Below are 14,593 nucleotides of genomic sequence, written 5' to 3'. Positions count from 1 at the left end.
AAGCAGGAGGACGGGATCCCGTGCTGACGTACGAGAACGTGCTGAACGCCCCCCTCGACAAGCTCCAGACGGCTGCCACCGACTGGCAGACGATGGCCGCCAAGCTGGCGGAGCTCGCCGAGGCGGCCCGGGGCGGCATGAAGGCCAAGGCCGACAAGGCCGAGTGGAGCGGGGTCACCGCCGGCGTGGCCCGGCCCTTCGTGGCGAAGACGGCCAAGGAGTTCGAGGACGCCGCCAAGGAGGCCAAGGGCGTGCACGCGGTGCTCGCCGACGCCCACGCGACCTTCGCGGCCGCTCGGGAGCAACTCAGGAAACTGGCCGAGGACGCGCCCGCCGCGGGGTTTCGGATCGACGAGCACGGCGGGGTGCAGGTCGTCCCCCTCGCCAATGACACCGAGCGGTACGCCGCCCAGCACGACCCCGACTACCAGGCGTCCCTGCGCAAGAACCGGGACCTGTGGCAGGAGCGGGTCCACCGGGCCGTGGAGGACGCGCAGGACGCCGACGACTCACTGGTCCGCGTCCTGCGGGCCAACGTCGCCGACGACCACGACTTCGGCGGTCCGGCCTTCGAGACCCTGGACGCCGAGCAGGTCGCCCGCGCCGCGGACCTCATGAAGAAGGTGACCGGCGAGGGCGGTACGGCACGCAACGTCGAGGCCCTGCGCGAGCTGGAGGACCTCCTCGACGACAACCGGGACGATCCCGAGTTCGCGACGGGCTTCTTCCGGACCGTCGGGCCCGACGCCACGCTGGAGTCGTACTCGAGGATGTCGCTGGACGCCACGAGCCTGGGCCCGACCGGCCGCGACCGGCAGGTCATGGTGGCCGGCATCCAGAGCGACATGGGCGCGATGCTCGGTCTCGCGACGCACAAGGACGTCCCCCACCACCTCGATGCCGCGTGGACGACGGCGCTGATGAAGGCCGGCCGCAAGGAGATGGCCGTCGATGGCGGCCTGACGAAGGTCTACGGGTACCAGGCGCTCGGCGCGCTGATCCGCGAGGGGAAGTACGACACGGAGTTCCTGACATCGGTCGGGCGCGACATGGTCGCCGTGGACCGCAAGGACCCGAAGGCATGGGAGTACCACGTGCCGTTCGCCCAGGAGGCGACGCTCCACCACGGCGCGGGCGGTGACCGCGGTTTCTACCCGCTGACCGGGCTGATGACGGCCCTCGGCAACAACCCGGACGCGGCCACGGCCTTCTTCAACGAACCGGTCCGCGAGGACAGCAACCACGACGGCATCGTCACCACCGCGGACAAGCCCGTGAGCGGACAGCACGGCAAACCGCAGGGCATGGTCGACTACATGCTCGACAAGGATCCTTACGCGGATTCCTTCGACACGGCCAGGTACGGCGAAGGCCGTTCGGCGCAGAAGGCGGTCGGCGACGCCCTCATGGCGGCGGTCTCCCACCGCGGCCCCGGTGACGAGGACGCGCCGCCGGTGCCGCACTCCAAGGAGATGGCGGCCGTCATGGAACGGGTCGTCGAGAAGATCGGCGACAAGCCGGAGCTGGTGGCGGCGAAGCCGGGGGAGGACGCACCGCTGAAGGACCTGGCCGGTCACTTCGGGCAGATGGCGGCCGAGTACATGCCGGACATCCAGGCCTCGGCGGAGAACGGCAGCGGCCAGATCAGGGCCAATGGTGAGATGGCGGAGTTCGACAAGGCGACGATGGCGTCCTTCATCGGAGCGGTGGGACAGGACCCGGACGCGTACGGCGCGATGACGACGGCCCACCGGACGCTGACCACGGCGCTCGTCAACGATGTCTTCACGCACCGCAACGAGTACGACGACGTCGACGCGGCGATCAAGAGTGCGGTGCATCCGGGTGGGCAGATCGCCGGGATGCTTTCCCAGGCGCGGGCCGAGGGCGCCTTCGGAGAGACCGCCCACCAGCAGGAGGAGTACGTCAAGGGCGTCGAGGACAACGCCAAGTGGGTCAACCGCGGCATCACGGCGGCGGGTGGCAAGTACCTGGAGCTGCTGCCCCTCGCGGGAGACGGTCTGGAGTGGCTCCAGGAGGACATCACGGAAAGCGTGGTCAAGGGCGCGGAGGAAGACGCGGCGAAGAAGGCCGAAGAGAACAATCAGAAGACGGGAGCCGCGTTCGTGGCGGCGCAGACCGGGGCGTCGAGGTCGGCGGCGGACTCGGTCCGCATCGCTGCACAGGGTGCGGGTCTGTCCGAGCGCACCATCGGCTCGTACCAGGGCGTGGCGTCCACCGAGACGGCCAACGCCTACGCGGTCGGCCGTGACCTCGTTGCGACGATGAAAGGTGGCTCCTGATGTCCGGGCGCGTCCGGTGTCCCGTCGTCCTCATCACGGTCGCCGTTGCGGCGGCCCTGGTGGGCTGCGCCGGAGGGCGTCCGGCGGCGGCTCTCGAACCTCCGGCCACCACGTGCTTCGGGGCCTTCAGCCCTGCGGAGATCGCGCCGTTCATGGGAACGGGCAAGGATGTTCAGGTGCGCGGCCCCGCCGTCCTCCGCCTGAGCAGGCAGCGCGAGCGGGAGAACTGCACGATCGACGTCGATGGGAAGAACCGCTTCTTCGCACGCGCGTACCGTCAGCCGGTAGGCGGTGTGCACAGCTGGCCTTCCCTGCTCGCCGACAAGCACCCTGAGCCGCTGGCGGGCGCCGATGACGGCAAGCTCTGGGACGACGGTGCCGCCGTCGTCCTGAGCTGCGAGGGCCCTACGGATTCCTTCGTGCTGGAACTCTGGGTCGGCGGTGTGGTCGACGGCATCCAAAAGGAAGACCGCCGGCCCACACTCGCCGCTCTCATGAAGAGGTACGCGGAGTTCGCCAAGCAGCAGACCCGCTGTGGCGCTTAGCGGCGCGGAGCTCGTGGCGCGGCAAGTCGCCGCGGGGGCAGGAGCCGCCTCGGCGGGTGTGGTGGAAGCCGTGACCGGAATCGAACCGGCGTAACTCGCTTTGCAGGCGAGTCCCTCAACCACTCGGGCACACGGCTGGGTGGTGGTGCTGAGACGAACGTACGGGGGGTGCGGCGGGGGTGGAAGGGGGGTGGTGGGGCTGCAATGTGACTGCCATGTTGCGTTCACAGTCCTAGGTCCCGGGGACCAGGGGGAGTCCGACCAATTGACAGGGGCGTAACCGGCCCGTGCCGCTTACTCTGGGGCGATGAGCGCCCTTGAACCCCGGATATCCGTGCCCGCCGCCGCCCCGCCTCCGCCGGGCGGCGTTCTCGGGGCGGCGTACCGGGCGCTCAGCATCGGGATCATCTCCGTCGTGTTCCTGATCGCGTTCGAGGCCACCGCCGTCGGGACGGCCATGCCCGTCGCCGCGCGGGATCTGGACGGGGTCGGGCTGTACGCGTTCGCCTTCTCCGCGTACTTCACGACGAGCCTCTTCGGGATGGTGCTGTCCGGCCAGTGGGCCGACCGGCAGGGCCCGCTGCGTCCGCTGACCGTCGGCATCGGGGCCTTCGCCGCCGGGCTGGTGTGTTCCGGGACCGCCCAGGTCATGGGGGTGTTCGTGCTCGGCCGGGCCGTGCAGGGCTTCGGCGGCGGGCTGGTGATCGTCGCCCTGTACGTGGTGGTCAGCCGGGCGTACGAGGAGCGGCTGCGGCCCGCCATCATGGCCGCCTTCGCCGCGAGCTGGGTGGTGCCGTCGATCGTCGGGCCGCTCGCCGCCGGGTCGGTGACGGAGCACCTCGGCTGGCGCTGGGTGTTCCTCGGCATCCCCGCCCTGGTCGTAGTCCCGCTGGTGGTGGCGCTGCCCGCCATCCGGCGCACCGCCTCCGGGCCGGTGGACCCCGGGGCGCCCGCGGCGTTCGACCGGCGCCGGATCCGGTTCGCGTTCGGCATCTCGCTGGGCGCCGGGCTGCTCCAGTACGCCGCCCAGGACCTGCGGTGGCTGTCGCTGCTGCCGGGCGCCGCCGGGGTGGCCCTGCTGCTGCCGGCGGTGCGCGGGCTGATGCCGCGCGGGACGTACCTGGCCCGGCGCGGACTGCCGTCCGTGGTGCTGTTGCGCGGGGTCGCGGGGGGCGCCTTCATCGGGGCCGAGAGCTTCGTGCCGCTGATGCTGGTCACCCAGCGGGGTCTGAGCCCGACGCTGGCGGGCTTCTCGCTCGCGCTGGGCGGGCTCACCTGGGCGGTCGGCTCCTGGGTGCAGTCCAAGGGGCGGATGGCGCCCTACCGGGAGCGGCTCATGGTCATCGGCATGGTGATGGTGGCGCTCGCCATCGCCGCCGCCCCGGCGGTGCTCATCGAGTCGGTGCCCGTCTGGACGGTGGCGCTGGCCTGGGCGGTGGGCTGCCTCGGCATGGGGCTGGTGATCGGCCCGACCAGCGTGCTGCTGCTGGAGCTGTCGGCGCCCGAGGAGGCCGGGGCGAACTCCGCCTCCCTGCAGATCTCCGACGCCCTGGCGAACGTGGTGCTCCTCGCCGCCGTGGGGGCCGCCTTCGTCGCGCTCGGCGGCGGCGCGGTCGGTGCCGGGCACTCCCTCACCGAGGGCGCCGCCACCGCCTCGCACCCCGGGGCCTTCCTGGCGGTGTTCCTGCCGATGTCCGTCGTCGCGCTGGCGGGGGCGTGGGTCGCCACCCGGCTGGACCCGAAATCCTGAGGAGCGGCGGGGCGGGAGCGGTTAGGTTCGGCGGATGGACCAGCTGAACCGCCCCCTCACCGACGCCGAGCGCGCCGAGCTCCGCGACCTCGCCGACGCCACCGGCCGGCCCCTCGGGGAGCTCGCGCCGGACGCCGTACGGGAACTCCTGCGCGCGGAGCGCGAGCGCGTCGGGCGGGCCGCCGCGCGGCTCGCCCGGGCGCACGCCCCGCTGCTGGACAGGCTCGGCCGGTGAGCGCGCCCGGGGCCGCCCGGCCCGTGCGCCACCTCACCCTCGCCGAGGTCCTGGACCTGGCCCGGTACGCCTGCCTGGCCCGGCGGCAGCCCGTGGAGCTGCGCGCCCCCGGGCTGCTGGAGTCGGCCGTGCACCGGCCGCGGGCGCGCGGGGGCCCCTCCCGGCGGTAGCCGGGGGAGTTCGGGACGCCGGCGTACGAGGACCCGTACGAGCAGGCGGCCGTGCTGCTCCACGGCATCGCGGCCAATCACCCCCTGGTCGACGGGAACAAGCGCACGGCCTGGCTGGCCGCCGCCACCTTCCTCGCCGTGAACGGGGTGGACCTGGCGGCGGCGGACCAGGACACCGCGTACGCGCTGGTCATCGACGTCGCGGCCGGTCACGAGGCGGATCCCGCCGTGATCGCGGAGCGGCTGCGCGCGCTGGCGGCCGCGGTGTGACGCTCGCCGCACCCGCCGAGGTCACGGGCCTGTCCCTCCGGGAAGGGCGGGCCGGGGCCGGTAAGGTGGCCCGGTTGTCCTACGTACGACCGCGACCGTGACTGAGACGAACCGGAGACCGTGACTACTACCGCCTCCCACCACCTCTCACCCGCCTTCCCCGGCCGTGCGCCGTGGGGCACCGCGAGCAAGCTGCGTGCCTGGCAGGAGGGTGCCCTGACCCGGTACATCGAGACGCAGCCGCGGGACTTCCTCGCGGTGGCGACCCCCGGCGCGGGAAAGACCACCTTCGCGCTCACCCTCGCCTCCTGGCTGCTGCACCACCACGTGGTGCAGCAGGTGACGGTCGTCGCGCCGACCGAGCACCTGAAGAAGCAGTGGGCGGAGGCCGCCGCCCGGATAGGCATCCGGCTCGACCCCGAGTATTCGGCCGGGCCGCTGAGCAAGGACTACCACGGGGTAGCCGTCACGTACGCGGGCGTGGGCGTGCGCCCGATGCTCCACCGCAACCGCTGCGAGCAGCGCAAGACGCTGGTGATCCTCGACGAGATCCACCACGCGGGCGACTCGAAGTCCTGGGGCGAGGCCTGCCTGGAGGCCTTCGACCCCGCGACGCGCCGGCTGGCCCTGACCGGAACGCCCTTCCGGTCCGACACCAACCCGATCCCCTTCGTCACGTACGAGGAGGGCAACGACGGGATCCGCCGTTCCTCGGCGGACTACACGTACGGCTACGGCAACGCGCTGGGCGACGGGGTCGTGCGGCCGGTCATCTTCCTCTCCTACAGCGGCAACATGCGCTGGCGCACCAAGGCGGGCGACGAGATCGCGGCCCGCCTCGGCGAGCCGATGACCAAGGACGCCATCTCGCAGGCCTGGCGCACCGCGCTGGACCCGCGCGGCGACTGGATGCCGAACGTGCTGCGCGCCGCCGACCAGCGGCTCACCGAGGTCAGGAAGGGCATCCCGGACGCGGGCGGGCTCGTCATCGCCGCCGACCAGGACGCGGCGCGCGCGTACGCCAAGCTGATCCGCGAGATCACCGGGACCAAGGCCACCGTCGTGCTGTCGGACGACACGGGGGCCTCGAAGAACATCGACGCCTTCAGCGCGAACGACGACCGTTGGATGGTCGCCGTCCGCATGGTGTCCGAGGGCGTCGACGTGCCGCGCCTGGCGGTCGGCGTGTACGCGACGACGATCTCGACCCCGCTGTTCTTCGCGCAGGCGGTCGGCCGCTTCGTGCGATCGCGCAGGCGCGGCGAGACCGCGTCCGTGTTCCTTCCGACGATCCCCTACCTCCTCGGCTTCGCGAACGAGATGGAGGTCGAGCGCGACCACGTCCTCGACAAGCCGAAGAAGAAGGGCGAGGAGGATCCGTACGCCGAGTCCGAGAAGGAGATGGACGAGGCGAACCGGCAGGAGGACGAGGACACCGGCGAGGACGAGCAGATGTCCTTCGAGGCGCTGGAGTCCGACGCCGTCTTCGACCGGGTCCTCTACGACGGCGCCGAGTTCGGCATGCAGGCGCACCCGGGCAGCGAGGAGGAGCAGGACTACCTCGGCATCCCGGGGCTGCTGGAGCCGGACCAGGTGCAGATGCTGCTGCAGAAGCGGCAGTCGCGGCAGATCGCGCACAGCCGCCGCAAGCCGGACTCCGAGGCGGACCTGCTGGAGCTGCCCGCCGACCGGCGTCCGGTGGTTTCGCACAAGGAGCTGCTGGAGCTGCGCAAGTCGCTGAACACGATGGTCGGCGCGTACGTCCACCAGAGCGGCAAGCCGCACGGGGTGATCCACACCGAGCTGCGCCGGGTGTGCGGCGGGCCGCCGAGCGCGGAGGCGACGGCGGGGCAGCTGCGGGAGCGGATCAAGAAGGTGCAGGAGTGGGCCACGCGCATGCGGTAGGCATGCGGGGCCGGGACGGGAACGGGGCCCGTGCGCTGCTGCGCACGGGCCCCGTCCTCGTGTGGCCTGAGGCCGTCAGGCGCTGACGCGCCGGCGGCGGCCGTTGCCCGCGACCAGGGCGGCGCCCATGGCGAGGGCGACACCGCCGGCGCCGAGGGCCCAGCTGGTGGCCGCGTCGGTGCCGGTCTCGGCGAGCTCGCCACCGGCGTTGGTGGTGGTGCCGCCGGTGCCGGTGCCGGCGCCGTTGTTGTGGTCGACGATCGGCGTGGTGCTGGTGCCGCCGTTCGGCTTGGTGTCGTTGCCGCCACCGGTGTGACCGCCACCGGTGGAGCCGCCGCCGTTGGAGCCGGCCTTCGTCACCTGGGACTCGACGAAGTTGTCGGGCGAGTAGCTGTCGTCACCCTTGTTGTTGCTCCAGCCCGTGGGGGTGAGCGCGATGTCCGTCTCCGGGGCCTTCTTGTCGAACTTCAGCCGGAGCTTGATGTCGAACTTGTCGTCCTTGGCGATCGAGCCGTGGCCGAAGTTCAGGCTGTAGACGCCGTCGGAGCCCGTGGACTCGGCCGGGTACCAGTCCCAGTTGCCGTCCTCGTCGGGCAGGTACACCTCGAGGGAGATGTAGCCGTTGTCGAACTGGGTCGTGCGGGTCAGCAGGTCGATGCCGAGCTGGTAGTCCTCGTGGTCCTTGCCGCCGGTGTTGTCCACCTCGACGGTGAACTCCTGCCAGCCGCCGCCGGCCTTGAAGGAGGACGGCAGGTCCTTGATCGCGAGCTTCGGGCCGTCGGCGACCCACTTCGCGGCGTCCTGGGCCTCGGCCTCGCCCGCGGTCTTCGCGGCCGGGGTCTCGGCGCCGGCCTTGGCGGCCGGGGTCTCGGTGGCGGGCTTCGCGGCGTCCGCGGCGGGGGCCGGGGTCTCGGCCGGCTTCGCGGCGTCGGCGGCCGGCGCCGGGGTCTCCGCGGGCTTGGCGGCGTCCGCGGCGGGAGCCGGGGTCTCGGCCGGCTTCGCGGCGTCGGCGGCGGGGGCCGGGGTCTCGGCGGCGGCGTCGGCGGCCGGGGCCGCGTCGGGCGTCGAGATCGGTGCGTTCGGAGCCTCGTCCGCCATTGCGGGCGTCGCCATGAGGACCGTCGGGCCCACCACGGCGGCAGCGGCGACGATGGCCATGCGCTTCAGCTTCACTTGTACTTCTTTCCCCTACGTGGACGGGGCGCCGAACGCCCTGCCCACCCCCAAACATCTTTTTGAACACGATCAGAGTAAGGGGCCTGTAAAGCGGTTTTCGCCTGAGGAACATTACGAATTGGCACACCCGTGAGCAGAAAATGACGCAAACCGGCAGCAGGCGACCGGATTCTGGACGAGGCCTTCCGCTGAGCGGACCCGCTCGCTAATGTCCCCGCATCGAACGCCCCGTGGCAGCGCCGCCGCGGGAGCGCAGCCGGTGCCTTGGCCGCTACCGGCGGCCTCTCCGTGCGTCGCCGAGGGACCGGCAGCGCTCCACCCCGCGAGAGTCACCGCCGCCCACCGAAAGAGAGGGAGAGGCGTCGTGACCGCGGAGACCTCCCAGACTCTCGACCGAGGACTCAGAGTCCTCAAGCTGCTCGCCGACACCGACCACGGTCTGACTGTCACCGAGCTGTCCAACCGGCTCGGGGTGAACCGCACCGTCGTCTACCGACTGCTCGCGACCCTCGAACAGCACGCCCTGGTCCGCAGGGACCTCGGCGGCCGGGCCCGCGTCGGGCTCGGCGTGCTGCGGCTGGGACGCCAGGTCCACCCGCTGGTGCGGGAGGCGGCGCTGCCCGCGCTGCGCTCGCTCGCCGAGGACATAGGCGCGACCGCGCACCTGACCCTCGTCGACGGCACCGAGGCGCTCGCCGTCGCCGTCGTGGAGCCGACCTGGACCGACTACCACGTCGCCTACCGGGCCGGGTTCCGCCACCCGCTGGACCGGGGCGCGGCCGGGCGGGCCATCCTGGCCGCCCGTCAGGGCACGCTCATCGAGCCGGGCTACACCCTGACCCACGGAGAACTCGAAGCCGGCGCCAGCGGCGCGGCCGCCCCGCTGGTCGGTGTGACCGGGCTGGAGGGCAGCGTCGGCGTCGTGATGCTCGCCGAGGCCGTCCCCGAGCGGGTCGGCCCGCGCGTGGTCGACGCCGCCCGCGAGGTCGCCGACGCGCTGCGCTGAGCCGCTCGCGGGGTCGCCGAGACGCGCTGCGCCGGGCCGCCAGGCCGCGGGCCGGTCGGGGCCCCGGGCCCGGGCCCCGGTCCTGGCTCCGTGCCGGGCCGCAGGCGCACCGAAGGCGTACCCGAGGCGCAGCGGGCGCCGGGGCCGGTGTCCCGCCCGGCCGCCCTGTCCGCGCGCCCCGGGCACCGGCGCGGACGGTGCGGGCACGCGGCCCGATAGATTGGCCGGGTGCTCTCTCGCCTCACACGTCTGCCGCGTCCCGCCGCCCTGGCTGTCTGCGCACTGCCCGTGGCCGCGCTGTTCGCCGTGGCCGCCCTCGCGCCGCTGCCCTTCGTGATCGCCCAGCCGGGCCTCACGGCCGACGTGCTCGGCGCCCGTGACGGCAAGCAGGTCATCGTCGTGGCCGGCGCGCCCACCCGGGACACCAAGGGCCAGCTGCGGATGACCACCATCCAGGCCACCGGCCCCTCCTCCACGGTGACCCTGCCCGAGCTGCTCGGCGACTGGTTCGACACCAGCCGGGCGGTCATGCCGAAGGCGGCCGTCTATCCCTCGGGTGGAAGCGACAAGGAGATCGAGCAGCACAACCTGGAGGAGATGACACAGTCCCAGTCGTCCGCCGCCGAGGCCGCGCTCGGCTTCCTCCACAAGGACCCGGGGTCCGTCAAGGTCGAGCTGAACCTCGCCGACGTCGGCGGCCCCAGTGCCGGGCTGCTCTTCTCCCTCGGCATCGTCGACAAGCTCGACGGAGACGGCAGCGGCGGCGACCTCACGGGCGGGCGCACCATCGCCGGTACGGGAACCATCGCGGCCGACGGTACGGTCGGCGCCGTCGGCGGCGTGGGCCTCAAGACGCAGGCCGCCCGCCGCGACGGGGCGAGCGTGTTCCTCGTGCCGAAGGCGGAGTGCTCCGATGCCAAGGCCGAGCTGCCCGAGGGGCTGCGGCTGATCCCCGTCACCTCGCTGAGCGGGGCGGTGGACTCGCTGCGGGCGCTGAACCGGAACGAGTCGGTTCCGGGGTGTTGAGGGGCGGCGGGGGGCGGTCGAGGCCGCGCCAGGCGGGGAAGAGGAGCGGGGCCAGGGTGGCCAGGAGGTAGACGGCGCCGAAGCCGAGGAGGGCCGGCCGCACGCCGAGGGCGTCGACCAGCAGTCCGGCCGCGAGCCCACCGAGCGGCATGGTCAGTTCGCAGCCCGCCGTGGCCACGCCCGAGACCCGGCTGCGCAGTTCGTCCGGCACCAGCTCGTAGATCACGGTGCTCAGGACCGGATTCAGGACCCCGGCTCCCAGGCCCGAGAGGGCCATGACGACGGCGAGGGGGAGCGGGATGTCGGTGAAGGCGGCCGTCACGTACCGGGGCGCCCCGCACAGCAGGAAGGCCGCGGCGAACACCGCCCGGCGGGGGAGGCGTTCGCCCCACGCCCCGTAGAGCAGGGCGCCCAGCAGGGCGGCGCCGCCGAACAGGGAGATCAGCAGGCCGACGGAGGTGGCGCTGCCGAGGTCCTCGCGGCCGTGCACGGGCAGCAGGACGGCGCCCCAGCCCTGGTCGAGGCCGTTGGTCACCATCACCATCAGGGTGACCCCGGTCAGCAGCCGGGAGCGGATCAGGAAGGTCCAGCCCTCGGCGAGTTCGGTGCGGTAGGAGGCGAACGAGACCTTCTGCGCGGCCGGTTGGGGTTCGGCGGCCGGGACTCCGCGCAGGAAGGCGCCGACCAGCAGCGCGGAGGCGGTGAAGGAGGCCGCGTCCAGGAGCAGTACGGTCTCGGCCCCGACGAAGGCGATCAGCAGTCCGGCGGTGGCGGCGCCGATCATCCGGGCCCCGCGCGAGACGGCGTCGTAGAGGCTGGCCGCGCGGGGGAGGGTGGTGCCGGCGTGCTCGGCGAGGTGGGGGAGCAGGACGGAGCGCGAGGTCAGGCCCGGGGTGTGGACGAGGCCGCCGAGGGCCATGAGCGCGCACAGCATCCAGAACTGCAGCAGGCCCGCGTAGTGCAGCAGCGGGATCGCGCCGACCGCGAGGCCGCAGATGAGGTCGGAGGCGACGGAGACCCGGCGGCGGCCGATCCGGTCGATGACCGGGCCCCCGACGAGCGCGGCGACGATCACGGGCAGGGTGGCGCAGAAGGCGACGACGCCGGCCCGCCCGGCGCTGCCCGTGGTCTGGAGCACGAACCACGGGACGCCGATCAGGGTGAGTGAAGTACCGGCCGTGGAGACCATGTTGGCGGCCAGGACCGCCACGAAGGGGCGCCTGCTCATGCCGCGCGCTGCTGGACGCGGGTGTGCGGTCGGGCCTGGACGTGGGCCGGGTCCAGCAGGCGCACGCCGGCGCTGATCAGGGCTGCGCCGAGCCGGTTGCGCAGGGCGGGGACGGCCGGGACGGTGGGGGCGGCGGCCTCGTGGGCCCGGCGCCAGGAGGCGGCTTCGGCGGCGAGTTCGGCGGTACGGGCGGCGTGGATCAGGGTGTGCGGGTAGGCGTGCACGGCAGGACGGCTCCTTCGATGCGGGTACGGGTACGGGTACGGGTACGGGCGCGGCGGGGGTGAGGGCAGGGCGGCGCGCCCGGGCGGCCGGCGGGGCGGCGCGGGGGCGGCGCGCAGTGCCGCGCGGGCCGTGCGGGAAGCGGCGCGTGGGGCGGGGCGGCGACGGCGGGGCGACGTCGGTGCGTCGGCGGGCCGGGACTCGGGAGGCGGGCCCGGGAGGCGGGCCCGGGGGCGGTCAGGGCGTGCGGCGCGGGAAGGCGTGGGTGTGGACGCGGACCGTTTCGGATTCCGCGGACTCCGGCAGGTCGCGGTAGCTGTTGACCAGCTCGTGCATCTTGTGGACCAGTTCGTGGCTCTGCTCGGGCGTCAGCCGCAGCGTGAAGTCGCTGAGGTCGTGCGCCTGCCGCCACTCCTGCGGCCAGGTGCGCGCCTCGCCGAGCCAGGTGGTCAGCTCCTGCGTGTGGATCTTCAGGATCTCGCCGCGGAAGACGTCCGCCGCCTTCTTGGTCTCGGGGTCCTCGTCGCCCAGCAGGTCCTCGTCGAAGGCCGTGCCGTCGTGCGAGGCCTGCCACCAGCGCTCGCGCCCCTTGCCGTGCCCGGGCGCGTCCTCGACGAACCCGTGCGCGGCGAGCTGGCGCAGGTGGTAGCTGGTGGCGCCGCTGGACTCCCCGAGCTCCTCCGCCAGCCGGGAGGCGGTGGCGGGGCCGTTGCGCCGCAGGGAGGAGAGGAGCCGGATGCGCAGGGGGTGGGCGAGCCCGCGCAGGGAACGGGCATCGAGGGTCCGGACGTTGGGCTGGCCTTCAGCGGCGTTCTTCTCGGGCATGCCTCAACAGTAGAGTTGCAAAGAATTCTCTGCAAGAGTTTCTTTGCAACCAGTTCTTTGGAACCGGTTCGCCGAACCTCGGCCCGCCCGCTTCAGCGGTCCTCCGCGGCCTGCTCCACCAGCGGGATGATCCGCAGCGGGACCGGGTTCTCCATCACGATCGCCGTCGAGGCCCGCACGATCCCCTCGAAGCCGACGACGCGGTCGATCACCCTCTGGAGGTCCGCGTTCGAGCGCGCCACCAGCCGGCAGAGCATGTCCCCCTGCCCGGTGGTCGTGTGCAGCTCCAGCACCTCCGGTACGCCGTCCAGATGGGCCCGTACGTCCGCGCCCTGGCCCTGCTTGATCTCCAGCGTGGCGAAGGCCGTCACCGGATAGCCGAGGGCCGTCGGGTCGACCTGCGGGCCGAAGCCGCGGATGACCCCGTTCGACTGGAGCCGGTCCAGCCGGGCCTGGACCGTGCCGCGCGCGACCCCGAGCCGGCGCGAGGCCTCCAGGACCCCGATCCGGGGCTCGCGCGCGAGCAGCACGATGAGGCGGCCGTCGAGTTCGTCGATGCCCATGGAAACCCTCTCCCCGATCGCCGAATCGGCTGGTCATACTGCACAGATCTCGCAGTCATCCTGCGCCTGTACTGGTCATTCTGTACAGCAGAAATGGAAACTATTGCGCAGCTTGTGGATGGGCGGGACTCTGCGGTCATGACTGAGTCTCTGGCGAACCTCGAAACCGCCCCGCACACCGCGCGTGAGGCCGACCCGTTCCCGGTGAAGGGCATGGACGCGGTCGTCTTCGCCGTCGGCAACGCCAAGCAGGCCGCGCACTACTACTCCACCGCCTTCGGCATGAAGCTCGTCGCCTACTCCGGCCCGGAGAACGGCAGCCGCGAGACCGCCAGCTACGTCCTGACCAACGGTGCCGCGCGCTTCGTGCTGACCTCGGTCATCAAGGCGACGACGGACCACGGCCGCTTCCTCGCCGAGCACGTCGCCGACCACGGCGACGGCGTCGTCGACCTCGCCATCGAGGTCCCGGACGCGCGGGCCGCGTACGCGTACGCCGTCGAGCACGGCGCCCGCGGCCTGGACGAGCCGTACGAGGTCAAGGACGAGCACGGCACGGTCGTCCTCGCCGCCATCGCCACCTACGGCCAGACCCGCCACACGCTGGTCGAGCGCCGCGACTACACCGGCCCCTACCTGCCGGGCTTCGTCGCCGCCGCCCCGATCGTCGAGCCGCCGGCCAAGCGCACCTTCCAGGCGATCGACCACTGCGTCGGCAACGTCGAGCTCGGCCGCATGAACGAGTGGGTGGCGTTCTACAACAAGGTCATGGGCTTCACGAACATGAAGGAGTTCGTGGGCGACGACATCGCGACCGAGTACTCGGCGCTGATGTCCAAGGTGGTCGCGGACGGCACCCTCAAGGTGAAGTTCCCGATCAACGAGCCGGCCGTCGCGAAGAAGAAGTCGCAGATCGACGAGTACCTGGAGTTCTACGGCGGCGCGGGCGTCCAGCACATCGCGCTCGCCACCAACGACATCGTCGCCTCCGTGCGCGCGATGCGCGCCGCGGGCGTGCAGTTCCTCGACACCCCCGACTCGTACTACGACACGCTCGGCGAGTGGGCCGGCGAGACCCGGGTGCCCGTCGAGATCCTGCGCGAGCTGAAGATCCTCGTCGACCGCGACGAGGACGGCTACCTGCTCCAGATCTTCACCAAGCCGGTCCAGGACAAGCCGACCGTCTTCTTCGAGATGATCGAGCGCCACGGCTCCATGGGCTTCGGCAAGGGCAACTTCAAGGCCCTGTTCGAGGCCATCGAGCGCGAGCAGGAGAAGCGCGGCAACCTGTAGGACCCCCGCCGGTCCGCACGGCGCCCGCCGCGCGCCGCGACGCCCGCCTCCCCCGGACGCCGTCCGTCCGGGGGAG

General features: G+C 72.5%; 13 protein-coding genes, 1 tRNA gene and 1 pseudogene. 9 read left to right on the top strand and 6 right to left on the bottom strand.

Annotation, left to right across the window (positions count from 1 at the left end):
• Positions 1-20 precede the first annotated feature (20 nt).
• Both ACGFXC_RS11650 and ACGFXC_RS11645 read left to right on the top strand, forming a co-directional pair.
• Positions 21-2,303, top strand: coding sequence for a hypothetical protein (locus ACGFXC_RS11650; RefSeq protein WP_393711834.1), 2,283 nt, complete (start codon positions 21-23; stop codon positions 2,301-2,303).
• On the top strand, positions 2,303-2,848 hold the full coding sequence (locus ACGFXC_RS11645; protein WP_393711832.1) for a hypothetical protein: 546 nt from the start codon (positions 2,303-2,305) through the stop codon (positions 2,846-2,848). Before ACGFXC_RS11650 ends, ACGFXC_RS11645 begins: the two co-directional genes overlap by 1 nt.
• Positions 2,849-2,910: 62 nt before the next feature.
• On the opposite strand, the gene ACGFXC_RS11640 is transcribed toward ACGFXC_RS11645, so the two are convergent.
• Positions 2,911-2,985: transfer RNA gene (locus tag ACGFXC_RS11640), tRNA-Cys, on the bottom strand.
• Between the two features lie 170 nt (positions 2,986-3,155).
• Here ACGFXC_RS11640 and ACGFXC_RS11635 point away from each other — a divergent pair.
• The 4 genes and pseudogenes from ACGFXC_RS11635 (at position 3,156) to ACGFXC_RS11620 (ending at position 7,178) form a co-directional block, all read left to right on the top strand.
• Entirely contained in the window at positions 3,156-4,598 is a 1,443-nt protein-coding gene (locus tag ACGFXC_RS11635; RefSeq protein WP_393711830.1) for an MFS transporter, read from the top strand.
• Positions 4,599-4,632: 34 nt separating this feature from the next.
• Positions 4,633-4,833 carry a hypothetical protein gene (locus ACGFXC_RS11630; RefSeq protein WP_393711828.1) on the top strand — a complete coding sequence of 67 codons (201 nt, stop codon included), beginning with the start codon at positions 4,633-4,635 and terminating at the stop codon, positions 4,831-4,833.
• Positions 4,834-4,856: 23 nt separating this feature from the next.
• Positions 4,857-5,273 (top strand): annotated as a pseudogene (locus ACGFXC_RS11625) (type II toxin-antitoxin system death-on-curing family toxin).
• Positions 5,274-5,393: 120 nt separating this feature from the next.
• Positions 5,394-7,178: a DEAD/DEAH box helicase gene (locus tag ACGFXC_RS11620; RefSeq protein ID WP_393711826.1), complete on the top strand. Its 1,785-nt coding sequence runs from the start codon at positions 5,394-5,396 to the stop codon at positions 7,176-7,178.
• Positions 7,179-7,253: 75 nt separating this feature from the next.
• Here ACGFXC_RS11620 and ACGFXC_RS11615 read toward each other — a convergent pair whose 3' ends face one another.
• On the bottom strand, positions 7,254-8,351 hold the full coding sequence (locus tag ACGFXC_RS11615) for a hypothetical protein (RefSeq protein ID WP_393711825.1): 1,098 nt from the start codon (positions 8,349-8,351) through the stop codon (positions 7,254-7,256).
• Positions 8,352-8,718: 367 nt separating this feature from the next.
• On the opposite strand from ACGFXC_RS11615, the gene ACGFXC_RS11610 reads away from it, so the two are divergent.
• Entirely contained in the window at positions 8,719-9,360 is a 642-nt protein-coding gene (locus tag ACGFXC_RS11610) for a helix-turn-helix domain-containing protein (RefSeq protein WP_351826981.1), read from the top strand.
• 228 nt (positions 9,361-9,588) lie between these two features.
• Positions 9,589-10,386 carry a S16 family serine protease gene (locus ACGFXC_RS11605; protein ID WP_393711823.1) on the top strand — a complete coding sequence of 266 codons (798 nt, stop codon included), beginning with the start codon at positions 9,589-9,591 and terminating at the stop codon, positions 10,384-10,386.
• Here ACGFXC_RS11605 and ACGFXC_RS11600 read toward each other — a convergent pair.
• The 4 genes from ACGFXC_RS11600 to ACGFXC_RS11585 all read right to left on the bottom strand — a co-directional run bounded on the left by ACGFXC_RS11600 (position 10,316) and on the right by ACGFXC_RS11585 (position 13,224).
• A complete protein-coding gene (locus tag ACGFXC_RS11600) occupies positions 10,316-11,614 on the bottom strand; it encodes an MFS transporter (RefSeq protein WP_393711821.1) in 1,299 nt (432 codons plus the stop codon). The two genes, ACGFXC_RS11605 and ACGFXC_RS11600, sit on opposite strands and share 71 nt — an antisense overlap.
• Positions 11,611-11,838 (bottom strand): hypothetical protein, encoded by a 228-nt coding sequence (locus ACGFXC_RS11595; protein ID WP_393711820.1) that lies wholly within the window; start codon positions 11,836-11,838, stop codon positions 11,611-11,613. Before ACGFXC_RS11595 ends, ACGFXC_RS11600 begins: the two co-directional genes overlap by 4 nt.
• Before the next feature lie 235 nt (positions 11,839-12,073).
• Positions 12,074-12,661, bottom strand: a complete 588-nt coding sequence (locus ACGFXC_RS11590; RefSeq protein ID WP_393711818.1) for an ArsR/SmtB family transcription factor — start codon at positions 12,659-12,661, stop codon at positions 12,074-12,076.
• A gap of 92 nt (positions 12,662-12,753) precedes the next feature.
• Entirely contained in the window at positions 12,754-13,224 is a 471-nt protein-coding gene (locus ACGFXC_RS11585) for an Lrp/AsnC family transcriptional regulator (protein WP_393711816.1), read from the bottom strand.
• A 138-nt stretch (positions 13,225-13,362) separates the two neighbouring features.
• Between ACGFXC_RS11585 and hppD the strand changes: the two genes are divergently transcribed.
• Complete coding sequence (hppD, locus tag ACGFXC_RS11580) at positions 13,363-14,517, top strand: 4-hydroxyphenylpyruvate dioxygenase (protein WP_393711814.1); 1,155 nt, start codon at positions 13,363-13,365, stop codon at positions 14,515-14,517.
• Positions 14,518-14,593 lie beyond the last annotated feature (76 nt).

This window comes from Streptomyces sp. NPDC048507 (assembly GCF_043199995.1).
Taxonomy (GTDB): Bacteria; Actinomycetota; Actinomycetes; order Streptomycetales; family Streptomycetaceae; genus Streptomyces.
This window is presented reverse-complemented; position numbering and strand designations above follow the sequence as displayed.

What these genes read in the sequence shown, in the direction of transcription:
- ACGFXC_RS11645 (WP_393711832.1), top strand. Translation starts at nt 2,303, where the DNA reads ATGTCCGGGCGCGTCCGGTGTCCCGTCGTCCTCATCACGGTCGCCGTT.
- ACGFXC_RS11635 (WP_393711830.1), top strand. Translation starts at nt 3,156, where the DNA reads ATGAGCGCCCTTGAACCCCGGATATCCGTGCCCGCCGCCGCCCCGCCT.
- ACGFXC_RS11630 (WP_393711828.1), top strand. Translation starts at nt 4,633, where the DNA reads ATGGACCAGCTGAACCGCCCCCTCACCGACGCCGAGCGCGCCGAGCTC.
- ACGFXC_RS11600 (WP_393711821.1), bottom strand. Translation starts at nt 11,614, where the DNA reads ATGAGCAGGCGCCCCTTCGTGGCGGTCCTGGCCGCCAACATGGTCTCC.
- ACGFXC_RS11590 (WP_393711818.1), bottom strand. Translation starts at nt 12,661, where the DNA reads ATGCCCGAGAAGAACGCCGCTGAAGGCCAGCCCAACGTCCGGACCCTC.
- ACGFXC_RS11585 (WP_393711816.1), bottom strand. Translation starts at nt 13,224, where the DNA reads ATGGGCATCGACGAACTCGACGGCCGCCTCATCGTGCTGCTCGCGCGC.
- hppD (WP_393711814.1), top strand. Translation starts at nt 13,363, where the DNA reads ATGACTGAGTCTCTGGCGAACCTCGAAACCGCCCCGCACACCGCGCGT.